Origin of the sequence: Luteibacter aegosomaticola, assembly GCF_023078475.1 — a bacterium.
In the GTDB taxonomy this organism is placed as follows: domain Bacteria; phylum Pseudomonadota; class Gammaproteobacteria; order Xanthomonadales; family Rhodanobacteraceae; genus Luteibacter; species Luteibacter aegosomaticola.
Map to the genome: position 1 here is coordinate 3648218 of NZ_CP095741.1, position 20474 is coordinate 3668691.

The following is a 20474-nucleotide window of genomic DNA, read 5'->3' on the forward strand; positions in this document are numbered from 1 at the left end:
AGACCATGAGCGACCACTTACACACTCCATCTTCCCGCTCTGGTCCGTTCGTCCTGGCACGTACCCTCGCCTGGCTGCGCCTCTGCGCCATCGCGGGCCAAAGCGTCGCGATCCTGTCGTGCGTCACGCTGCTCAAGCTCGACATTCCCCTGCTCCCCCTCATGATCGGCGTCTGCGTGCTTGCGGTGTTTGCCGCCGGCGCCTCATTCCGGCTGGGCATGCCCTGGAAAATCAGCGAGGGCGAGGCGATCGTGCATATCGCGTTCGATACGCTGGTGCTGGGTTACCTTCTTTATTTCACCGGAGGGGCCTCCAATCCCTTCGTGACGTTGCTACTTGTGCCCATCGCGCTTTCCGCGGCAGCACTCTCCATTGTCGGCGTCGCGCTGGTGTCTGTACTCACCGGCGTGGCCTATGTGCTGCTGGTGCCGTACCACCTGCCGCTCCCCACCCTGGGCAACAAGAGCCTCGATTTCGATCTTTACGTAGCCGGCCTGGGCGTGAACTTCGTCATCATGGCCATCCTCCTGGGCGTCTTCATCAGCAACCTGGCCAAGGCGATCCGCACCCAGCAAGGCGAGGTTCAACGCGTCCGCGAGCGCGCACTGCGCGACGAGGGCATCCTCGCTATCGCCACGCAGGCGGCCGGTGCCGCCCACGAGCTGAACACCCCGCTGTCCACCATGCGGACGTTGCTGCCCGAAATCCGCCGCGAGCACGCTGGCGATAACGCCCTGGGAGATGACCTCGACCTGCTCGAAGGCCAGGTCCAGCGTTGCCGCACGATCCTTCGAGAGATGGTCGCTTTTGGGCAGGCGCAGCTTTCCCAGGTGCCCGAGCGCGTTACCGTCAGCCAGTTCGTGCACGTGTGCATGGAGCGATTCCAGTTACTGCGTCCGGAAGCCGACGTGGCACTCAGCGTGGAGCCGGGTGCCGAACGGCTGGCCCTGCGCTCGCCGGCCGGCCTGCGCCATGCGCTGATCAACCTGCTGAATAACGCGGTCGACGCATCGTCGATCAACGGCAGCGCCTTCGTCGGCTTTGATATCCGTGTGGAAGGCCCCTGGCTGGTCCTCACGGTGACCGATGAAGGCCCGGGCTTTGACGAAGTCGATGAACTCGGCACGCTAGGCTTGTCCCAGAAGGCAACCGGCCTCGGCATCGGCCTCGCCCTGGCGGAAGCCACCGCCGAGCGGCTCGATGGCGAGCTTGCCGCCAGCAATACCGGCCATGGCGCCCAGATGCGCCTGCGCCTGCCCCTTTCGGTCATTGGAGACCACACATGAACGAACTTGTCCCACCCGGCGGCCGCCCCCTGCTCATCGTCGATGACGATGCCACCTTTGCCCGCGTACTGAGCCGGGCCATGAGCTCGCGGGGCTTCGAGGTGATCACCACCGACAACGCCGACGATGCGCGCGCCCTCACCCGCCGGCACCAGCCGCGCTACTGCGTGCTCGACCTGAAGCTTGGCGACGAGAACGGCCTGCGCCTGATCCCGGAACTGCAATCGCTGGTGCCGGATATCCGCGTGCTTCTGCTCACCGGCTATGCCTCGATCGCCACCGCGGTGGAAGCGATCAAGCGTGGTGCGCACGATTACCTCGCCAAGCCCGTGGATGCCGACGCCGTCGTGCGCGCCCTCCTTGATGGCGATGCCGGCCCCGCCGACGCCGATGATTTCGCCGATGCGCCCGATGCGCCGCTGCCTTTGCGCCGGCTGGAGTGGGAACACATTCAGCGCGTGCTGACCGAATGCGAAGGCAATATTTCGGAAACCGCACGCCGGCTCGGCATGCACCGCCGTACGCTGCAGCGCAAGCTGAGCAAACACCCCGTACGCGAGCGGCCGGACGACACCCAATGAAAGCCCCCGTTGTAGGCGCGCGCTTGCGCGCGATGCTCCTGGCCGTGGCATTCGCCGCGCCGGCAGCCCACGCCCACGACATGGGCAGCATGGGCAACGAAGCCCCACTCGGCTTCGACGCCGCCATCGACAACACCGGCCACCTGTGGGTGGTCGATACGGTCGGTGAACATGTGCGCGTGCGGCGCTCCGACGATATGGGCCGTGATTTCACGCTCTCGACCATCGTGAACCCCACGGGCGAACCGATCTACGCGGAAGGCGAAAACCGCCCGAAGATCGCGCTGGGTCCGAAGGGCGAGCTCTACGTGACCTGGTCACAGCCACGCAAGGCCCCATGGACAGGCTTCGTGCGCTTCTCGCGCTCGCTCGACGGCGGTGCGCATTTCGATGCACCGAAGACCGTGCACAAGGACACCGCTGAAATCACCCATCGCTTCGACTCGCTCGCGGTGGATGGCAAGGGCAACCTGATCGTCGCGTGGATCGATAAGCGCGACCTGGAAGCAGCGACGAAGGCACATAAGCCGTATCTGGGCGCGGCCACCTACTACAGCTGGTCTACTGATCGCGGCGCAACGTTCGCGCCGGAACAGAAGATCACCGACCAGAGCTGCGAGTGCTGCCGTATCGCGCTGGCACGCACGCCCGATGGCCATATCGATGCGTTTTTCCGTGCCATCTACGGCGACAACATCCGCGACCATGCCCTGGCTGCGCTCCCCGTAGGCGGCTCGCCGTCGGTGGCGCGCGCGACCTTTACCCAGTGGCATATCGAAGGCTGCCCGCACCATGGGCCCTCGCTTTCCATCGACGGCGCGGGTACGCGCCACGCAGTGTGGTTCAGCGCCGTGGATGGCAAGCCCGAGATCAGCTATGGGCAGATCCAGCCTGGCAAGCCGCCACTCCACCCCATGACCGTCGCGGGGAATGGCGCCTCGCATGCGGACCTGATCGTCGATGGCAAGCACGTGTGGATTGCGTGGCACCAGATGACGGACCACGGGCTCGACCTGATGCTCAGGGAATCAACCGATGGTGGCGTGTCCTTTGGTGAGCCGCGCGCTGTCGCGCATACCGATGGCCCGTCTGGCTGGCCGAAGCTGGTGCTGCATGACCACCGTGCGTTCGTGGCGTGGAATCCGGGTGGGCAGTTCCGCCTGGTGCCGACCGAGGCGGTGCAGTGACTGGGTTCCGATGCGTGGCTGTCTTGGCCTTTGCGGCCTGGGCTTTCGCGCTTCCCGCGCTGGCGGCGCCTCCCGAGGCGTTGTCCGCGGCGGATGTCAAAGCGTTGGTGGCGCCGCCCGCGCACGGCACCAAGGTGCTGGCGTTGTGGTCGCTGGATTGCGCGTATTGCGAAGAGAACCTCGCCGCGTTGCGGGCCTACCGGCGCCAGCACGCGGACGTCGACCTGATCTACGTGGCGACCGATCCTCTCTCGCAGCGTGACGTCCTCGAAGCTCGCCTCTCGAAGGCCAGGCTCGACGACGTCCCAGCGCGCGCGTATACCGAGGCCACGCCGGACCACCTGAATTTCATGATTGACCCAACCTGGGGTGGTGAGACACCGCGCACGCTGGTGATCCACGCCGATGGCTCGCGCAAGAGCTACAGCGGCGCACTGACGCCCGAGCGCATCGCTAAACTGATGTCCCTGTAGGAGCGCGCTTGCGCGCTTATACAAGCGCGGTCAGGCTTCGATGGGCTGGGGGTTGGGGAACCGGACGCTGGCGACGCGGGAGGCGCCGGGTAACGCGCGCAGTTCGAGCGGCCATTGGAAACGATCGGACAGGCGACGGGCGATCGCCAGATCGAAACCGTGGCGGTCCACCGAGGCGTGCCGCCGGCTGCCTGGCTCCGGGGCGTCGATCGCAGGATTGATCACACTGACGCTACCCGGCATCACCGTCACGACAATCGTGCCCTGGTCGGTCTGCTGCAGGGCATGGCGGATCAGCTGGCCGCACAGCACCGCGAACACGCGCGGTGACGCATGCAACGCAAACGCCGCGGGCTCGTCCAGGATAAGTTCCACCGGACGCCCTGCGATCAGCTCGCGCGCGTAATCCACTTCCTGGCGCAGCACCTTGTTGACGATGAAGTCTTCCTCGGCAAGACCCTGGTCGGATTCCCGCGAGAGGATCAGGAACGCTTCCACCAGCGATTCAAGCTCGCGTGTGGAACGGCGGATCCGCTCGAGCGAGCGGTGGCCGAACTCGGACAGGTCCGTCTCGTCGGCCAGCATGTCGGACGACATCTTGATGACCGTCAGCGGGCTACGCAGCTCGTGGCTGGCATCGCGCGTGAAGTTGCGCTCTCGCTCGCCAAACCCTTCGATCCGCGAGGCAAGCCCGTGCAGGCCACGGACCAGCGATGATACGTCGCTATCCTTGCCACGCCCCCTGCCCTCTTCCGCCGCGAGCCCTTCCATATCCGGATGATCGGGATCCCACCCATTCAACAGCTTTGCCAGCGCGGCAATCGGCAGCCAGGCCCGGGAAACGGCTAGCCATGACAGCGCTCCCGAGCACAGCATGATCGCGAGCGCGGCTCCCAGGGGCGCGACGTTGTAAGCGGTCATCAGCGAAGCGATGACCACTACCAACGTCTGCAACCCAAAGACGATAGCGATGCGGGCGCGGAATGATCCGCGCCAGCCCCGTCGTGTCCCCTGCGATGACCTGCCTTCCATCGATTACTTCCGGCCCCGCACCCTTCTCATGCCGTCTGGGAGGCGGCAACCTCGGAATCGAGGTCGGCCAGGCGGTAACCCGCCGAATGGATGGTGTGGAGCAGCGGCCGGTCGAACGGCTTGTCGATGACGCGGCGCAGGTTGTAGAGATGCGAACGCAGGGTGTCCGAATCGGGCAGCGTATCGCCCCAGATCTCGCGTTCGATATCGCGGCGGCTGACCACGCGCGGCGATTCGCGCATCAGGATGGCGAGCAACTTAAGGCCGATCGGCGACACGGTGAGTTCCTGGCCACCACGCGTGAGACGCAGCGTCGCGGTGTCGAGGGTCATATCGCCCACGGTCAGGACTTCCGACGAGACCTGGCGGCGATCGCGACGGATCAGGGCACGCAGGCGGGCCTCAAGCTCACGGACTTCGAACGGCTTGACGAGGTAATCGTCGGCGCCGGCTTCCAGGCCCACCAACTTGTCTTCGAGCGTATCGCGCGCCGTCAGCATCAGGACCGGCGTGGACTTCTTGCCATCCTTGCGCAGCTTGCGGCACACATCCAGGCCGTCCATGCCCGGGAGCATGAGGTCGAGCACGATGACGTCGTAGCTGTTGGATACCGCCAGGTGGAGGCCGCTGACACCATCGGCCGCGTAGTCGACGGAGTAGCCCCGGCGCTCAAGGAATTCGCCCACCATCTCGGCAATCTGACGGTTGTCCTCGACGAGGAGGATCAGGCCTGCTTGTTCGTCGCGGTTGCTCATCGCTCCACTCTCCTTCGCTGATTCACAAATGTGAAGAGTTAACGGCCGGACCGGTGAGAACAGCGTGAAGACCGAAAACAATGGTTCATTCTGGGTAGGCGAACGTCGACGTTTCGTCGATTACTTCAGCAACGGTGCAAGCGCTTTCCACACATTCTCCGCTACGCGGGGCTCGCCCTTCGCGGTGGGATGCAGGCCATCGTCCTGCATTAATGCGGGATCCAGCGCCACGCCGTCGAGCAGGAAGGGCACCAGGGCGGCCTTGTGCTTCGCCGCCGCGTCCACGTAAACCTTGCGCAATCCATCACGATACTGCGGGCCGTAATTCACCGGCAACTCGATGCCGAGCAGGAGTACTTTCGCGCCTGCCGCCCCTGCCGCCGTCATCATCGCGTCCAGGTTGGATGCCACTTGCCCGAGGGCCAGCCCCTGCAAGCCATCGTTCGCGCCCAGCTCGATCACCACCACGCCCGGCTTTTCGCGGCTCAATAGCCCCGGCAGGCGGTTACGGCCGCTCAGTGAGGTTTCCCCGCTGATGCTGGCATTGACCATTGTCCATGGCGTCGCCATCTTCTGGGTGCGCGCGTCCAGCAAACGCACCCAACCGGCTTCCACCGGGATGTTGTGCGCCGCCGACAACGAGTCCCCGAGCACCAGCACCTTCCGCGGCTCTGCCGCGTGGGCGATGGCGCAGCAAACCATAAGCAGCAACAGGACCAGGCTACGACGCATGAGCGATTCTTCCCGTGTTCTTCTCGAAGTGGCGGATGTTAGCAAGTCGGTCTTCGGGCCGGAGGGGCAGCTGGATATCCTGTCGGGCGTGAACCTGGCAGTGGCCGCGGGCGAAAGTTTCGCGATTGTCGGCGCATCGGGTTCGGGCAAGACGACCCTGCTTGGCTTGCTGGCCGGCCTCGATGTGCCCACCGCGGGAAGCATTCGCCTTGATGGTCAATCGCTTGGCGCGATGGATGAAGAGGCCCGCGCTGCGGTTCGCCGCCGGCTCGTCGGGTTCGTCTTCCAGTCCTTCCACCTGCTGCCCGCCCTCACGGCGGAAGAAAACGTCATGCTGCCGCTGGAGCTCGAGGGCGACGACCATGCCCGCGAACGCGCCCACGCCGCACTGGAAGCCGTGGGGCTCGCGGCGCGACGCCGCCATTACCCAGCCCAGCTCTCGGGCGGTGAGCAACAACGCGTAGCCCTGGCGCGGGCCTTTGTTCACCGGCCTCGCATCCTGTTCGCCGACGAGCCCACCGGCAACCTCGACCAGCACACCGGTGAACACGTGGGCGACCTGCTGTTCGACATGAACCGCGAACACCACACCACCCTGATCCTGGTCACGCACGACCCACGCCTTGCCGCACGCTGCGCCCGGCAGGCGGAATTGCGCGAGGGCCGCCTCGGGGTACCCGCATGAACGTGACGCGGCTGGCCCTGCGCACGCTGCGCCGCGAATGGCATCTTGTCGAGCTACGCACGCTGGCCGCCTCGCTGGTGCTGGCCGTCGTAGCCCTCGGCGTAGTGGCGACGCTCTCCACGCGCATCGAGCGCGGCATCCTGGCCAGCGCCGCCGAACTTATCGGCGGTGACGTCGGTGTTTCGGCGCCCGCGCCGTTACCCGACGCCATGGGTGCATCGGCCCGCGACGACGGCCTGACGATGACCCGCGGCGCGCAGTTTCGCAGCGTGGCCTTCGTGGGTGAGCACAGCCAGCTGCTGGACGTCCTCGCCAGCGATGCGGCTTACCCCTTGCGCGGCACGCTTGAGGTCAGCGGTGCCGACGGCAAAACCCGCGTGGCGCACGGCCCTCCGCGTGGCGAGGTCTACCTCGACCACCGGGCCATGGTGGGCCTTGGTATCGCACCAGGCCAGCGCGTGCAGATCGGCGGCCAGGATCTCACCGCCTCCGCCGAACTGGTCCGCCAGCCCGATGGTGGCGAACTGTTCGCACTGGCGCCGCGTGCGGTCATGAACCTCGATGACGCCAACGCTGCTGGCCTGCTCGGCGTCGGCAGCCGCGCGCGTCATCGCCTGTTGGTGTCCGGCACGCCGGCCGCCGTCGCGCGCTGGCGCGCCAGCGTGGAAGACGGGCACCTGCCCGCCGGCGCCGACCTGATCACCCCCGAAAAGATGCAGGAGCGCATGCGCAGTGCGTTCGATCGCGCCAGTGCATTCCTTCGCCTGACAGCCTTGTTGTCCGCGTTGCTCTCCGGCGTGGCCATCGCACTGGCCTCGGCGCGCTACGCGCGGCGCAAGGCGGGCGAAGTCGCCCTGCTCCGAGCGCTAGGCACGCCGCGACGCAAGGTGGCGTCCTTGTTGGTCATGACACTCGCGGCGCTCGCCGTGCCTGCGGCCGCGCTTGGCGTGGTCATCGCGTTGGGGCTCACCGAAGGTGCGTGGTACTTCGCGCGCCAGTTGTTCGACAACATTCCCACCACTCTCCCGCTTGCCCCGGCCTTCGCAGCAGCAGCCATGGGATTGGCTGTGCTCGCCGGCTTCGCCCTGCCGCCGCTCGTGCGGCTGGCCGAAGTACCGCCGGTGGCCGTGTTCCGCGAATCCATGCAGCGCCGCCTGCGCCGGTTTGATGTGCTCTACCTCGTGCCACTGGCGACCGCTATTGGCTTGCTCTGGCTGCAAAGTGATTCCGCGAAGCTGGCGGGGATCCTCGCGGCGAGCCTGGGCGGCGTGGCGCTCGTTGCCGCGTTGCTCTCTGCGCTGTTGCTGGTGATCGCCCGGCGCGTCGCCCCAGGCGCCCATCCGGCGTTGCGGCTGGGCCTCGCTGCACTCGCCCGCCGCCGCGGCCTCTCGCTCGTGCAGGCCACGGCCCTGTCCCTTGGCCTGTGCGCCCTGTTGCTGCTGGCGGTCATCGCGCCTTCGCTGCTTGAAGGCTGGCGGCGCGAGCTCCCCGCCGATACACCGAACTGGTTTGCCCTGAACCTCCAGGACAACCAGCGCGATGCCTTCGCAAAGCAGTTGCAGGCGATCGGCGCAACCAAGACCAACATGATGCCGCTCGCCGTCGGCAAACTCACGGCGATCAACGGCACCTCCGTCGACAAACTGCCGTTCCTGGCTGACGAGGAGGCACGCGATGCCGCCGATCGCCAGTTGCGTTTGTCGTGGACGGCCGACCTCCCGCCCTCGAATGAAGTGGTTGCCGGCACCTGGCCGGGCGCCTCGCCAGCACAGGCCGAAGTATCGGTTGATACGTCGTGGCGCGACCGCTTCCACCTCAAGCTGGGCGATACGCTGCGCTTTGAAGTAGGCGAAGGCACGCTCGATGCGCGCGTCACCAGCGTGCGCAAGGTGGACTGGACCTCGTTCCGGGTCAATTTCTTCCTGATGGTGGACCCCGCGCATGCCGGCGATATTCCGCATACGTGGCTTACCAGCTTCTACCTGCCACGCGGGCATGGCGATCAGTTGTCGAAACTGTCGCGCAACTACGGCAACCTCAGCCTGATCGATGTCGATGCCTTGCTTGATCGCGTGCGCGAGATCGTCGACCGCGTGGGGGGTGCCGTGCGCTGGGTGCTCGGCTTCAGCTTGCTGGCTGGAGCTCTGGTGCTCACCGCCGCCCTGGCCGCCAGCGCGCAGGAGCGTCGAAAAGAAGCGGCACTATTACGCACGCTGGGCGCGACGCGCGCACAACTTCGTGCCGCCGCGGCCTGCGAGTTCGCCTTGCTGGGGCTGGTGGCGGGGCTGACCGCGGGACTGGGCGCGGCCGGTGCCGGCTGGTGGCTTGGCAAGGCGGTGTTCCGCCTGGAAGATTTCGTGCCGCCACTGTGGCCGCTGTTCGCCGCTGCTGCGATCGCCGCGTTCGTGGTGATGTTGATCGGGCTTTTTGGTACGCGTCGGGTGCTGCGTACATCGCCTATGGCGCTTTTGCGGGAGTGAGGCACGGCCATCGCGCGCAAGCGCGCTCCTACAACGGGCTCTCGTGGGGTCGCGCTCGCCCATCGCGCACAAGCGCGCTCCTGCAGCAGGCTTTTGTAGGAGCGCGCTTGCGCGCGATCCAGCGCCGCCTCAGTCGGCGATATGCATTTCCAGGGCCATGACGATCGCCTCTTCCCGGCCGTTCTTCGCCGGGTAATAGGCGGGACGGCGGCCGATCTCGGCAAAGCCCATCGACTCGTATAGCGCGTGCGCCACGGGGTTCGAGGGCCGCACTTCAAGGAAGATGCGCTCGGCGCCGTACCATCGGGCAAGATCGACCAGGCGGCGCATCATGCGCCGACCGTAACCCAGGCCGCGATGGGCATCGCCGATGCACACGTTCAGGACATGGGCCTCCCCCGCTGCTACGGAGAGAATGCCGTAACCGGCGATTTCGCCTTCGTGGAGGATGACCCAGCAGTTGTGCCCCGCCTGCAGGCAATCGCGGAAAATACCCGCGCTCCAGGGGAATTCGTAGGACGCATGTTCGATAGCGACGACTGCGTCGAGATCCTCGCGGCGCATCGCGCGCACTTCGGTGGACGGACGGGCGACGGCGACCATGGCCTCAGCTCCGGCCTAACGAGCGGCCCAGCGCGCGCAGGCCATTCCACAAGCGGCGCTTGGCGGCGGCGTCGGCGATGAGGGCCGACGGCGTATCGACAAGCACGATCTGTGCGGCACTCATCACGGCCGCCGGCAGTTCATGTCCGAGCGCGCGCGCCTGGGCCTCGCCAAACACGAGGTAATGCGCGGCGGCCGGGACCTGGCCCAGGCCACGTTCGCCCGCTTCGAGGCGCGCGGCGCGGCCCATTACGGGACCGAAAGCACGCAGGGCACGGCCCACGAGCTCCAGCTCACGCTCGCTGGCGCCCGCCGGCAACACGACGACACACGGCACGCGATCACCCTGGAGGGCGTCGTTGCCCGCCACGACGGCCTCCGCCGCGGCCGCGACCCCACGCAGACGCCAGGGCGTCACGCCCATGGCCTTCAGTAGATGTTCGCGGCGTTCGGCCGAGACGGCAGGCATGGCTTACTCCGGCGCCTTGGCGTGGCGGCGCACGCGGCGGCGGTGCGCCGCACGGCCCCACAACGTGAGTACCGGGCCGGAAACCACATAGATCACGGTACCGGCGAACAGCACGCGGGCGGGGTCGATAACCAGCAGCACGACGATCAACACAGCGGCGATCAGCCAGATAAACGACACGCGATCGCCCTTGGGCCAGGCTTTGAAGCTGTAATAACGCACGTTGCTGACCATGAGCAGGCCTGCGATCACGGCCAGCGGCATCGCGAAGAACGCCACATCGGGGCCTGGCACGTCGAACCGGGTCATGGTCCAGACGAACGACATGCAGAGCACCGCGGCGGCCGGGCTGGCCAGCCCCTGGAAATAGCGCTTGTCGGCCACGCCGACCTGCGTGTTGAAGCGCGCAAGGCGCAACGCGGCGCACACCGCATAGATGAACGCAGCGGCCCAGCCGATCTTGCCCCACGTGCGGCCGTAGTCCGCCAGCGACGAGAGCGACCAGGTGTACATGACCAGCGCCGGAGCCAGGCCGAAGCTGACCAGGTCGGACAGCGAATCGAACTGGACGCCAAATTCGCTTTGCGTGTTGGTCAGGCGCGCGACACGGCCATCCATGCCGTCGAGCACGCCAGCCACGAACACAGCCAGTGCCGCGGTCTCGAAATTGCCATGGATCGCCGAGATGATCGCGTAGAAACCCGCGAACATCGCGCCCGTGGTGAACAGGTTCGGCAGGAGGTAGATGCCGCGGTGGCGCGGCCCCCGGGCTTGGATCGGATCGCTCATGGGCTCAGTCGTCACTTGGGCCCCCAGTTTAGCCCAGCCGTCGTGAAGCGTCAGTCCGTGCATTCCCGGCACAAAGCGGGACGCGCGTCGCTTGCGTGGCCCCGGGGTGGGTGATAGATGTGTCGACCACATTCAAACACGCCTGGGGACCCCCCAAAATGCGCCGTTACGTCGTCCTGGCCCTACTCGTCACCGTCTGCCCGCTGGCCCTGGCCCAGGCTTATAAATGGAAGGATGCTCAGGGCGTTACCCATTACTCGGACTCCCCGCCCCCGGGCCAGGGTGCCAAGGTCGAGAAGATCCAGATGAAGGGCGGCGTGAACGCCCCCTCCCCGGCCGCCCCCGCACCGGCGAAATCCAGCACGGCCGGTAACCCGCCGCCGGGCACTCCCGTGGCCGACAACCCGGCCAACCGCAAGGCGCTCTGCAGCCAGCTGAGCAAGAACATGGAAGTGTTGCAAAAGGAGGCCGTGGTCTCTGTCGATGACGGCAAGGGCGGCAGCCAGCAGCTCGATGCCGCTGGGCGCCAGCGCCAGGTGGAAACCACCCAGGCCCAGATGACCCTCTACTGCAAGTCGTAACGCCCTATAATTCCGGTTTTCCCCGACGATATCCGCCCGATGCGCCTCAGCCAGTACCACCTCGCCACCGTCAAGGAAGTTCCCGCTGACGCGGATATCGCCAGCCAGCAGCTCATGCTGCGCGCCGGCATGATCCGCAAGCTGGCCTCGGGCCTGTACACGTGGTCGCCGCTTGGCCTGCGCGTTCTGCGCAAGGTGGAAGCCATCGTCCGCGAGGAAATGGTGCGCGCCGGCGCCATCGAAATGCTGATGCCGTCGGTGCAGCCGCGCGATCTGTGGGAAGAGACCGGTCGCTGGGAGAAATTCGGCGGCCAGCTCCTCAAGATGAAGGATCGGAAGGAGCAGGAATTCTGCTACGGCCCGACGCACGAAGAAGTCATCACCGACTTCGCGCGCAACGAGCTGAAGAGCTACAAGCAGCTGCCGCTCAACTTCTTCCAGATCCAGACCAAGTTCCGCGACGAAATCCGCCCGCGTTTCGGCGTGATGCGTGCGCGCGAGTTCCTGATGAAGGATGCGTATTCGTTCCACCTCACCCCGGAGTCGCTCGGCGATACCTACAAGGTGATGTACGACGCGTACACCCGCATTTTCACTCGCCTGGGCCTGGAATTCCGCGCCGTGGATGCCGATACCGGCGCCATCGGCGGCAGCGCCAGCAATGAGTTCCAGGTGCTGGCCGATTCGGGCGAAGACCAGATTGCCTTCTCCGATGCATCGCTTTACGCGGCCAACATCGAAAAGGCCGAAGCCCTCGCCCCCACGGGCGAGCGCCCCGCGCCGTCGGCCGCGCTGCAGCGCGTCGATACGCCGACCCAGCGCACCATCGACGAGGTCAGCGCCTTCCTGAAGGTGCCTGCCACGCAGACGGTGAAGACCATCCTGGTCCGTGGCGTCGAAGGTCTGGTCGCGCTGTGCCTGCGCGGCGACCATGAAATCAATGAAGTGAAGGTTTCGCACCTGGCCGAGCTGGCGGACGAGCCCGAACTGGCCAGCGAAGAAGAGATTCTCGCCGCCACTGGCACCCGTCCTGGCTTCATCGGCCCGGTCGGCCTGCCCGAGGGCATCCCGGTCATCGTCGACCGTAGCGCGGCCTTGCTCGCGGATTTCGTCTGCGGCGGCAACCAGGATGGCACGCATTACACCGGTGCCAATTGGGACCGCGATGCACGGGTCACCCGCGTGGAAGATATCCGCAAGGTGGTCGATGGCGATGCCTCGCCGGATGGCAAGGGCACGCTGCGCCTGGCGCGCGGTATCGAGGTGGGTCACATCTTCCAGCTCGGCCAGAAGTATGCGGAGGCCATGGGCGCCAGCGTGCTGGATAACAACGGCAAGATGAGCACGATGTTCATGGGTTGCTACGGTATTGGCGTGAGCCGCATCGTGGCGGCGGCGATCGAGCAGCGTCACGATGAGAACGGCATGATCTGGACGGATGCAATGGCGCCGTGGCGCGTGGCTGTGTGCGTTATCAATCCGAAGAATGATGCGGCGGTGGCTGAGGCGGCGGAGTCGCTTTACCAGGAGCTGTCGCAGGCGGGTATCGATACGGTGCTGGATGATCGCGGTCTGCGTCCGGGTTCGATGTTTGCGGATATCGAGCTGATTGGTATTCCGCACCGCGTGGTGGTGAGCGGCCGCGGCCTGGAGGCTGGCACGTTCGAGTACCGTGCTCGCACGGATGCCGAGTCGCGCAATGTCACGCGTGAGGAGCTGCTGGCGTTGCTTAACGGCTAAGCCGGTACGCTCTGCGTTCCCAAAAACCCCGGCACTCGCCGGGCTTTTTGTTTTTGGCGGCTCGATAAGGCTCGCCTTCGGCTTCGCGAGGCTCGGCTTACGCCATCGCGTTTGCGCTCGGACGTCTCCGGAAAGAGCCCTTGGCGCCCACCCTCGCTGCTCAGACAAGTCTCCAACGTTCGACAGGGAGGCCCCTCCGGGGCCATGTACTTATTGCCCTACGGGCGCGAACCGGCGTGCGGACGGGGGTTTGAAACTCGCCTTCCCTGGCTCGGTTTCAAACGACCGGCCATCCATGGCCGGCCCCGCCTGCGGCGGCTGTTCCCGTCCGCCCACCTCGTCTCCGAAACTCGCCTCGAGGGTGGGCGCCAAGGCCTCTCGGACACACTGAGGCGGATCGGTGGGAAAGCCACCGCCGGCAACACGGCCGACCTCGCGGCGCCCCACACCTGCCAAACGGCCGTAGGAGCCCACCCTGTGGGCGACATCTTTCGCCTCACCGCTCAGGCCCTCCCGCCCAGAACGGCAACACAAGAGCCAAACGCCGCAAGATCCGGAGTCAGGCGCGAACGGCGTCGCCCACAGGGTGGGCTCCTACGGGGGGCGGCGTTGGTTTGTCGGTGGTTTGTACCTCGGGCGACAAGGTCTGCCGCCACGACCGTGGTGCTGGCTCTCCCATCACACGCCCTCAGTGCCTCAGAGAGCCCTCGGCGCCCACCCTCGAGGCGAGTTTCGCAGGCGAGGGCGACGGGCGGGAACAGCCGCCACAGGCGGGAGCGGCCATGGATGGCCGCTCGTTTGAAACCGAGCCAGGATGGCGAGTTTCAAACCCCCGCCCGGCGACCGGTTCGCGCCCGTAGGGCAATAAGTACATTTGCCGCGTCAGCGGCACTCCCTTTCGAACGACGAGGACCTGTCTGAGCAGCGAGGGTGGGCGCCGAGGGCTCTCCTGCGACCACGTACGAGCGCTAACGCGATGGCCAACGGCCGAGCCACGCGATGCCGAAGGCGAGCCGCCTCGCCCCCGCTTAGGAAAAGTCTCACAAGGCTTGAGAGGGATTACCCCGATATCTTGTAGGGTTTTTCTGATATTAGATAAAACATAATCAAACCACTCCCCTAAGCCATTTTATTGCGCCACAATGCCGGGCAATGGCCATTACCTAATGGCCCGTCGATACCACCAATCGGGAGGATGCCAATGGCCGTCGATATCAAAAGCCTCAGCCACACCCAGCTCACCGAGCTGATTGCCAAGGCACAGAGCCGCCAGGGCGAGCTGCAAAAAGAAAAGGTCACCGTCCTGCGTGACAAGATCAACGCCATGATCAAAGCCGAAGGCCTTACCTTCGACGACGTCTTCGGCGCACGCGCCCCCAAATCGAAGCGCGCCGGCACCACCGTCGCCGCCAAATATCGCAACCCCACCGATCCCGAGCAGACGTGGTCCGGCCGCGGAAAGCGTCCGCGCTGGTTTAACGACGCCCTGAAAGCGGGAAAGAAAGAAAGCGACATGCTCGCCTGAGATAATCGGCCGTGCACTAAAAAGGCCCCGCATCGCGGGGCCTTTTGTTTATCCGCGATGCCGTCAGAGCGAACGGCGTGGCGCGATGATCAGATCGCCGAAGAGCAAGCCCGCCACGAGGGAAACCAGCAGGGTCACGCCCAGCAGGCCAGTATCCATGCCTAGCGACGTGTCGTGGTCCAGCAGGAACGAAACACTACGGAAGCTCACCGAACCCGGTACGAGCAGAATGATGCCCGGCTCGCGGACCACCGCGCCTGGCTGCTGGGCAAAGCGGGCGTAGACGTTGCTGAGCGAGCCCAGCAGCACGCCGCCGATGAAGACGCCAAACGGCGCACCCGGCAATGAACCGGATACCTGCCCGCCCCACCGTGTTGCCAGGTAACCCACGATCACCGCCCCCATCACGACCAGCCAATCGCGCCGGGCGGCTCGGAACAGGATCGCGAACGAGAACGCGCCTAGCACCAGCGACGGCCAATCAGCCCACGCGGGAAGCGGTGGCAACGCGTAGTCGTGAGGCATGATGCCCAGTGCCTCGCATAGCTGCGTGGCCGCCACGGTGCCGAAGGTGAGCTTGAGCAGCGTTGCCACCGCCCCACCCATGCGGGCCACGCCCGCCACGAGGTGTTGGCTGGAGATTTCGCGGACCGCCGTGGTGAGCGCCATGCCAGGCAGCAGCACGATCAGGCTGCCGAGGATCACCGACTTCAGGGCCAGCGGCACGATGTAGGCCGCTACGACCGTGGCGATGGTGGTGGCGACCATCGCGCTGATCGCTTCGCTGGCGGCCGCAAGGCGCGGACGGCTGCCCGAGGCCACGGTGATGCAGCCGATGACCACACCGATGATGCCGGCGGTGATCAGATCGGGCCACGCGCTGTGCAGCAGCAGGGCCACGACGCAGGCCGAACACAGGCCATAGCTGGCGATGACGCCCATTTCGGCGCGGAAGGTCTCCGGTGCTCCCAACTTGCGCAGCAGATGGAAGCCTTCGCGCAGTTCCATCTGGCCATCGATAACGGCATCGGCGATGCGGTCGGCCTCGACCAGGCGCGCGAGGTTCACGTCGCCGGGCGGCAGGCGCATCACCTGCGTGACCTGGGCGACACCATCTTCGCCCTGGCCCAGGTCGGCGAACGACACGATGATCGCCGTGGGGCTGGACCACACCTCGGCGGAAAGGCCGATCCGCTGCGCCGAGCGCGCGATCGCCGTTTCGAGGCGCGGTGCCGTGGTGCCGTACTGGTGCAGGCGGCGGGCCAGTTCGGTCAGGAACGCGATGCGGGTGTTGATCGCCGTGGTGGCGAAGCCCACGGGCACCGTGAGGGGTACGACCTCAGCCAACCTCCACCGCCTTGACCCGCAAGGTGGTGCCATCGATCCCCGTCACTTCGACGGTGGCCCCGACCGGTAGATCCGGCCCGTTCACCAGCCACATGCCATCACCCACCTTCGCCTTGCCACGACCGTTGATGATGGCATCGCACAGGGTGAAGCGCTGGCCGATGAGCTGCTCGCCGCGGCGGTTCAGACGCTCGTTGCCCGAAGGGACGCGCGCGAGCCGTGGCCGCACGAACTTCCAGTAGGCAAAGCAGGACACGAAGGTGAACGCCGCGAACAGCACGGCCTGGAACAGCGGGCCCAGGTCGGGTACCGCGAACAACACGATGCCCATGGCCGCGGCAGCGATGCCGATCCAGAGCATGAAATAGCCGGGCATGATGACTTCGCCGCCAATGAGCAGCAGCGCCACGATCCACCAGATGTAGTGCATGGCGACCTCCCCCATGGCGGCTTAGCGTACCTGTGGCGGCGTGCGCGGCGGCTGCGGGGCCACCTGGGCCTGCGACCGCTGGCTGCCCAGCGAATCCTTCGCCAGCTCGGCGATGCCGGCCAGCGAGCCCAGGATGCCAGTGGATTCCATCGGCAGCAGCAGGGTCTTCTGGTTCGGGCTCTTGGCCATTTCCACCAGCGCTTCCACGTACTTCGTGGCAACGAAGTAGTTCAGTGCGTTGACGTCACCACCCGCGATGGCATCGGACACCATGGTGGTCGCCTTGGCTTCCGCTTCGGCCAGGCGCTCGCGCGCCTCTGCTTCACGGAACGCGGCCTCCTTCTTGCCTTCCGCCTCCAGGATGGCCGACTGCTTCTCACCATCGGCCTTGAGGATCGCGGCCTGGCGGAAGCCCTCGGCATCGAGGATGTTGGCGCGCTTCTCACGCTCGGCCTTCATCTGCCGGGCCATCGCATCGACCAGGTCGCGCGGGGGCGAAATATCCTTGATCTCGATGCGGGTAACCTTGACGCCCCACGGGTGGGTCGCTTCATCGATGACCGTGAGCAGCTTGGCGTTGATGGCATCGCGCTGGCTAAGGCTTTCATCCAGATCCATGGAGCCGAGCACCGTGCGGATATTGGTCATGATGAGCGCCAGCGCCGCGGTCTCGAGGTTCGCGACCTCGTAGGCGGCCTTGGCGGCATCGAGCACCTGGTAGAACACCACGCCATCGACGCGGACCACGGCGTTGTCCTTCGTGATCACATCCTGCGAGGGAACATCGAGCACCTGCTCCATCATGTTCATCTTGCGGCCGATGTTGTAAACGAACGGGATCAGGAAATGCAGGCCAGGGGTCAGGGTACCCGTGTATTTGCCGAACATTTCGACAGTCCATTCGTAGCCCTGCGGCACGATGCGGATCAGTTTGGCGAGGACGACGACCGCGACGACGATCACGACCAGTGCAACGATGCTTCCCATGGTGCCCTTCTCCCTTCGGCGTTGATTCCCCGGGAGTATAGGCGAAGCGAATCAGTGCGGGCCGGCGGGTAGCACCAGGGTCACGCGCAGGCCGCCACCATCGCGGTTGGCCAGGGCGATGCGGCCCCCGTGAGCCTCAGAAATTTCGCGGGCGAGGGCCAGACCAAGGCCCGTGCCCGAGCGCTTGGTGGAATAGAACGGTAGCAGCGCCTGGGCCAGCACCGTCTCGCTCATGCCCGGCCCCCGGTCGGAAACATCGATCAGGCAATCGCGGCCAACCACATGGACGCCCAGTGACACTTCCTCTTCGTCGCCACCGGCTTCGTGCGCATTTTTGATCAGGTTGATCAGCACCTGCTCGATCTGGGTCGGATCGAACCAGCCGGGATGCTCGGGCGGCGGCGCGCTCAGCTTGAAGCGGGCATGCAGGCCCAGTGCCTCGAGAAACGGCGCCCAGGCGACTTCGCGCGTCTGCGGCGCCGGCAGCTTGGCGAAGCTCGCATAACCCGAGATGAAGCCATGCAGGTGCTTGGCGCGATCGCCGATCGACGCGAACACCCCGGGCAGGCGTGCCAGGTCGCCACGGCGTGCCAGCTCGGCACCCGAGTGCGACAACGATGAAATCGGCGCGAGCGAGTTGTTGAGCTCATGGCTGATGACGCGGATGACGCGTTTCCAGGTGTGCACTTCCTGGCGTGACAATTCGCGGGTCATCCGACGGTACAGCTGCAAGCGATGCGGGCGCCCCTGCAAGCGGAAGCCACGCTGCGAAAGATGGAAGGTTTCCTCGCTGCCCTCCATTTCCACGGTGAACAGCGCATCCTCGCCCGCGGCGGCGGCCGTGCGCAGATTCTCTGGCATGGTGGCCAGCACGGTCGCGAAATCCAGCCCTGCCAGCGCCCTGCCCTCGTTGAACAGGTGGCGTGCGGCGATGTTCGCGTACGTGACCTTGCCCGAGGCGTCGGTCAGGACAAGCGCGACTGGCGTGTTCTGCACCACCGTATCGAGCAACAACTCTCGCTGGGCGAGGTGCTGCCGCTGGTCGCGCAGGATCGTGCCGAGCTGGTTGTGCATGCGGATCAGGTCACCCAGCTCGTCCATGCGGTCGGTACCGATCGACATGCTGTAGTCGCCATCGCGATAGCTCGCCACGGCGCTCTCCAGCGCGCGCATCAGCCGCCGGATGGGCTCGACGAGCACGTGGGCCATCCACGCTGAAAGCGGTACGAGCAGGAGCAGGCAGATGATGAGCGCCGTGCGCATATCCAACGGCTGCGGCGTGCCCGGGACGACGGGGTGGCCCGGGTGTTTGCCGAGTTCATCCAGCCACGCCATGGCCTGCGGGAATGGCCAGATCGCGATACCCGCGAACACGAGCGCTCCCACGACCGCCGAGGCGCCGACGACAAGGGCCATCCGACCTTCCAGCGAGAAGCGCTTCATGGGTGCGAACGTATCAGACCGCGAGCCCGTAGCGCTCCATCCGCCGGTACAGCGCCTGGCGCGATAGGCCCAGGCTGTTGGCGGCACGGCTGATCACGCCACCGGCCGTCGCCAGCGCGGCCTCGACCGATTCGCGGCTGGGCTCGTCCAGATTCCGGTTGGTGGCCGCCGTAGGCACGGGCAGGTTGAGGTGCGAGGGCTCGATGCGCCCGCCCGCGGCTAGCAGCGCCGCGCGCGCCATAGCGTTTTTGAGCTCGCGCACGTTGCCGGGCCACGCATGGGCGAGCAGCGCCTCGCGCGAGTCCTCGCTCAGTTCGGCCTGGCCATCGAGGAAGAACTCGGCCAGCGGGAGGATATCGTCCGTGCGCTCAGCCAGCGGCGGCAGGTTCACGTCAATGACGTTGAGCCGGTAGTAGAGGTCTTCACGGAAGGTGCCGGCGGCGATCATCGCTTTCAGGTCGGCATTGGTTGCGCTGACGACACGCACCTTAACCTGGCGGGTGCGGCCCGAACCCAGGCGCTCGAACTGGCCGGTTTCCAGCACGCGGAGCAGCTTCATCTGCCCGGGCAGCGGCAGGTTGCCGATCTCGTCGAGGAACAGCGTGCCGCCATCGGCGAGCTCGAAGCGGCCTTCGCGGGCCTTGTTGGCGCCGGTGTAAGCGCCGGCATCGGCCCCGAATAGCTCGGCTTCGATCAGTTCGCCCGGCAAGGCACCACAATTGACGGCCACGAAAGGCCCACGGCGCACCGGTGAATTGGCGTGCACGATGGCGGCAATGCGCTCCTTGCCGGCGCCGTTCGGGCCGGTGATGAGCACGGGCACGTCGGAACGCGCCACCTGGCAGGCCAGTTCCACCGTGCGGCTCATGGCCTCGGAGGCGAACACGAGGCCGTCGAGGTCGTATTTGCTTTCCAGTGCTTCGCGGCGGCGGCGGCGCTCGTTGCGCGCACGCGTGACCTCGCGGGTGGTTTCGGACAACTCGAGCAGGTTCTCCACCGTCGCGAGTAGCTTGGTGTCGTCCCACGGCTTGGCGAGATAGTCGGCCGCACCGGCCTTCACCAGTTCCACGGCCGCCTCCAGGTGTGTCCACGCGGTGAGCAGGATCACCGGGAGGTCGGTGTAGCGACCTCGGATCGCCTTGAACAGCGCCGCGCCCTCCTCGCCCGACGTGGTGTCGGCGGTGAAGTTCATGTCCTGGATGACCACATCGACCCGCTCGCGGGCGAGCGTGGCCAAGCCATCCTCAGGGGTAAGCGCCACCAGCGGGCGGATATCGCGCAGGCTGAGCGCAAGCGACAGCGCCTCGCCCACGGCGGGGTTGTCATCGATGATCAGTACGCAGCGCATT

At 66.0% G+C, this 20474-nt stretch carries 20 protein-coding genes; 9 read left to right on the forward strand and 11 right to left on the reverse strand.

What is annotated here, in order from left to right:
- The first annotated feature begins 5 nt into the window (after positions 1 to 5).
- The 4 genes from L2Y96_RS16230 to L2Y96_RS16245 are packed head-to-tail and all read left to right on the forward strand — an operon-like array spanning position 6 to position 3527.
- On the forward strand, positions 6 to 1286 hold the full coding sequence (locus L2Y96_RS16230; RefSeq protein WP_247328233.1) for an ATP-binding protein: 1281 nt from the start codon (positions 6 to 8) through the stop codon (positions 1284 to 1286).
- On the forward strand, positions 1283 to 1867 hold the full coding sequence (locus tag L2Y96_RS16235; RefSeq protein ID WP_247328235.1) for a response regulator transcription factor: 585 nt from the start codon (positions 1283 to 1285) through the stop codon (positions 1865 to 1867). The genes L2Y96_RS16230 and L2Y96_RS16235 overlap by 4 nt, the downstream gene beginning before the upstream one ends.
- Positions 1864 to 3054, forward strand: a complete 1191-nt coding sequence (locus L2Y96_RS16240) for a sialidase family protein (protein ID WP_247328237.1) — start codon at positions 1864 to 1866, stop codon at positions 3052 to 3054. Before L2Y96_RS16235 ends, L2Y96_RS16240 begins: the two co-directional genes overlap by 4 nt.
- A 14-nt stretch (positions 3055 to 3068) precedes the next feature.
- A complete protein-coding gene (locus L2Y96_RS16245; RefSeq protein ID WP_247328238.1) occupies positions 3069 to 3527 on the forward strand; it encodes a thioredoxin domain-containing protein in 459 nt (152 codons plus the stop codon).
- 30 nt (positions 3528 to 3557) lie between these two features.
- Here L2Y96_RS16245 and L2Y96_RS16250 read toward each other — a convergent pair whose 3' ends face one another.
- The 3 genes from L2Y96_RS16250 to L2Y96_RS16260 all read right to left on the reverse strand — a co-directional run bounded on the left by L2Y96_RS16250 (position 3558) and on the right by L2Y96_RS16260 (position 6046).
- Complete coding sequence (locus L2Y96_RS16250; protein WP_247328240.1) at positions 3558 to 4559, reverse strand: sensor histidine kinase; 1002 nt, start codon at positions 4557 to 4559, stop codon at positions 3558 to 3560.
- A 26-nt stretch (positions 4560 to 4585) separates the two neighbouring features.
- Positions 4586 to 5314, reverse strand: a complete 729-nt coding sequence (locus L2Y96_RS16255; protein ID WP_045831332.1) for a response regulator transcription factor — start codon at positions 5312 to 5314, stop codon at positions 4586 to 4588.
- Positions 5315 to 5434: 120 nt separating this feature from the next.
- Entirely contained in the window at positions 5435 to 6046 is a 612-nt protein-coding gene (locus L2Y96_RS16260; protein ID WP_425492431.1) for an arylesterase, read from the reverse strand.
- Between L2Y96_RS16260 and L2Y96_RS16265 the strand changes: the two genes are divergently transcribed.
- Together L2Y96_RS16265 and L2Y96_RS16270 are read left to right on the forward strand one after the other, a co-directional pair.
- Positions 6045 to 6731 carry an ABC transporter ATP-binding protein gene (locus L2Y96_RS16265; RefSeq protein WP_247328242.1) on the forward strand — a complete coding sequence of 229 codons (687 nt, stop codon included), beginning with the start codon at positions 6045 to 6047 and terminating at the stop codon, positions 6729 to 6731. The two genes, L2Y96_RS16260 and L2Y96_RS16265, sit on opposite strands and share 2 nt — an antisense overlap.
- Positions 6728 to 9211: an ABC transporter permease gene (locus L2Y96_RS16270; RefSeq protein WP_247328244.1), complete on the forward strand. Its 2484-nt coding sequence runs from the start codon at positions 6728 to 6730 to the stop codon at positions 9209 to 9211. Before L2Y96_RS16265 ends, L2Y96_RS16270 begins: the two co-directional genes overlap by 4 nt.
- A gap of 129 nt (positions 9212 to 9340) precedes the next feature.
- Here the strand turns inward: L2Y96_RS16270 and rimI are convergent, their stop codons facing one another.
- From rimI to pssA, 3 genes are read right to left on the reverse strand one after another with little or no spacing between them, the layout of a single operon-like run.
- Complete coding sequence (gene rimI, locus L2Y96_RS16275) at positions 9341 to 9814, reverse strand: ribosomal protein S18-alanine N-acetyltransferase (RefSeq protein WP_247328246.1); 474 nt, start codon at positions 9812 to 9814, stop codon at positions 9341 to 9343.
- A 4-nt stretch (positions 9815 to 9818) separates the two neighbouring features.
- Positions 9819 to 10283 (reverse strand): hypothetical protein, encoded by a 465-nt coding sequence (locus tag L2Y96_RS16280; protein ID WP_247328248.1) that lies wholly within the window; start codon positions 10281 to 10283, stop codon positions 9819 to 9821.
- A gap of 3 nt (positions 10284 to 10286) precedes the next feature.
- Positions 10287 to 11072, reverse strand: a complete 786-nt coding sequence (gene pssA, locus L2Y96_RS16285) for a CDP-diacylglycerol--serine O-phosphatidyltransferase (protein WP_247328249.1) — start codon at positions 11070 to 11072, stop codon at positions 10287 to 10289.
- 158 nt (positions 11073 to 11230) lie between these two features.
- On the opposite strand from pssA, the gene L2Y96_RS16290 reads away from it, so the two are divergent.
- The 3 genes from L2Y96_RS16290 (at position 11231) to L2Y96_RS16300 (ending at position 14918) form a co-directional block, all read left to right on the forward strand.
- A complete protein-coding gene (locus tag L2Y96_RS16290; RefSeq protein ID WP_247328251.1) occupies positions 11231 to 11653 on the forward strand; it encodes a DUF4124 domain-containing protein in 423 nt (140 codons plus the stop codon).
- A gap of 39 nt (positions 11654 to 11692) precedes the next feature.
- Positions 11693 to 13393, forward strand: coding sequence for a proline--tRNA ligase (locus tag L2Y96_RS16295; protein WP_247328253.1), 1701 nt, complete (start codon positions 11693 to 11695; stop codon positions 13391 to 13393).
- A gap of 1201 nt (positions 13394 to 14594) precedes the next feature.
- A complete protein-coding gene (locus L2Y96_RS16300; RefSeq protein WP_247328255.1) occupies positions 14595 to 14918 on the forward strand; it encodes an H-NS histone family protein in 324 nt (107 codons plus the stop codon).
- 63 nt (positions 14919 to 14981) lie between these two features.
- Here the strand turns inward: L2Y96_RS16300 and L2Y96_RS16305 are convergent, their stop codons facing one another.
- Genes L2Y96_RS16305 through L2Y96_RS16325 form a run of 5 tightly spaced genes read right to left on the reverse strand, consistent with a single transcriptional unit; the run spans position 14982 to position 20473 of the window.
- A complete protein-coding gene (locus tag L2Y96_RS16305; protein ID WP_247328256.1) occupies positions 14982 to 16265 on the reverse strand; it encodes a threonine/serine exporter family protein in 1284 nt (427 codons plus the stop codon).
- The gene (locus L2Y96_RS16310) at positions 16258 to 16695 is read right to left on the reverse strand and encodes an NfeD family protein (protein ID WP_247328258.1); all 438 of its coding nucleotides are present in this window, start codon (positions 16693 to 16695) and stop codon (positions 16258 to 16260) included. The genes L2Y96_RS16305 and L2Y96_RS16310 overlap by 8 nt, the downstream gene beginning before the upstream one ends.
- A gap of 21 nt (positions 16696 to 16716) precedes the next feature.
- Positions 16717 to 17682 (reverse strand): SPFH domain-containing protein, encoded by a 966-nt coding sequence (locus tag L2Y96_RS16315; protein WP_247328260.1) that lies wholly within the window; start codon positions 17680 to 17682, stop codon positions 16717 to 16719.
- Between the two features lie 51 nt (positions 17683 to 17733).
- Positions 17734 to 19098: a sensor histidine kinase gene (locus L2Y96_RS16320; RefSeq protein ID WP_343218418.1), complete on the reverse strand. Its 1365-nt coding sequence runs from the start codon at positions 19096 to 19098 to the stop codon at positions 17734 to 17736.
- 40 nt (positions 19099 to 19138) lie between these two features.
- On the reverse strand, positions 19139 to 20473 hold the full coding sequence (locus L2Y96_RS16325) for a sigma-54-dependent transcriptional regulator (RefSeq protein ID WP_247328263.1): 1335 nt from the start codon (positions 20471 to 20473) through the stop codon (positions 19139 to 19141).
- Between the last annotated feature and the right edge of the window lies 1 nt (position 20474).

Bases quoted from the DNA above. Each gene is read 5' to 3' on its own strand.
- L2Y96_RS16230 (WP_247328233.1), top strand. From the start codon at position 6: ATGAGCGACCACTTACACACTCCATCTTCCCGCTCTGGTCCGTTCGTC.
- L2Y96_RS16235 (WP_247328235.1), top strand. From the start codon at position 1,283: ATGAACGAACTTGTCCCACCCGGCGGCCGCCCCCTGCTCATCGTCGAT.
- L2Y96_RS16240 (WP_247328237.1), top strand. From the start codon at position 1,864: ATGAAAGCCCCCGTTGTAGGCGCGCGCTTGCGCGCGATGCTCCTGGCC.
- L2Y96_RS16250 (WP_247328240.1), bottom strand. From the start codon at position 4,559: ATGGAAGGCAGGTCATCGCAGGGGACACGACGGGGCTGGCGCGGATCA.
- L2Y96_RS16255 (WP_045831332.1), bottom strand. From the start codon at position 5,314: ATGAGCAACCGCGACGAACAAGCAGGCCTGATCCTCCTCGTCGAGGAC.
- L2Y96_RS16265 (WP_247328242.1), top strand. From the start codon at position 6,045: ATGAGCGATTCTTCCCGTGTTCTTCTCGAAGTGGCGGATGTTAGCAAG.
- L2Y96_RS16260 (WP_425492431.1), bottom strand. From the start codon at position 6,046: ATGCGTCGTAGCCTGGTCCTGTTGCTGCTTATGGTTTGCTGCGCCATC.
- L2Y96_RS16270 (WP_247328244.1), top strand. From the start codon at position 6,728: ATGAACGTGACGCGGCTGGCCCTGCGCACGCTGCGCCGCGAATGGCAT.
- rimI (WP_247328246.1), bottom strand. From the start codon at position 9,814: ATGGTCGCCGTCGCCCGTCCGTCCACCGAAGTGCGCGCGATGCGCCGC.
- L2Y96_RS16280 (WP_247328248.1), bottom strand. From the start codon at position 10,283: ATGCCTGCCGTCTCGGCCGAACGCCGCGAACATCTACTGAAGGCCATG.
- pssA (WP_247328249.1), bottom strand. From the start codon at position 11,072: ATGAGCGATCCGATCCAAGCCCGGGGGCCGCGCCACCGCGGCATCTAC.
- L2Y96_RS16290 (WP_247328251.1), top strand. From the start codon at position 11,231: ATGCGCCGTTACGTCGTCCTGGCCCTACTCGTCACCGTCTGCCCGCTG.
- L2Y96_RS16295 (WP_247328253.1), top strand. From the start codon at position 11,693: ATGCGCCTCAGCCAGTACCACCTCGCCACCGTCAAGGAAGTTCCCGCT.
- L2Y96_RS16300 (WP_247328255.1), top strand. From the start codon at position 14,595: ATGGCCGTCGATATCAAAAGCCTCAGCCACACCCAGCTCACCGAGCTG.
- L2Y96_RS16310 (WP_247328258.1), bottom strand. From the start codon at position 16,695: ATGCACTACATCTGGTGGATCGTGGCGCTGCTGCTCATTGGCGGCGAA.
- L2Y96_RS16315 (WP_247328260.1), bottom strand. From the start codon at position 17,682: ATGGGAAGCATCGTTGCACTGGTCGTGATCGTCGTCGCGGTCGTCGTC.
- L2Y96_RS16320 (WP_343218418.1), bottom strand. From the start codon at position 19,098: ATGGCCCTTGTCGTCGGCGCCTCGGCGGTCGTGGGAGCGCTCGTGTTC.
- L2Y96_RS16325 (WP_247328263.1), bottom strand. From the start codon at position 20,473: ATGCGCTGCGTACTGATCATCGATGACAACCCCGCCGTGGGCGAGGCG.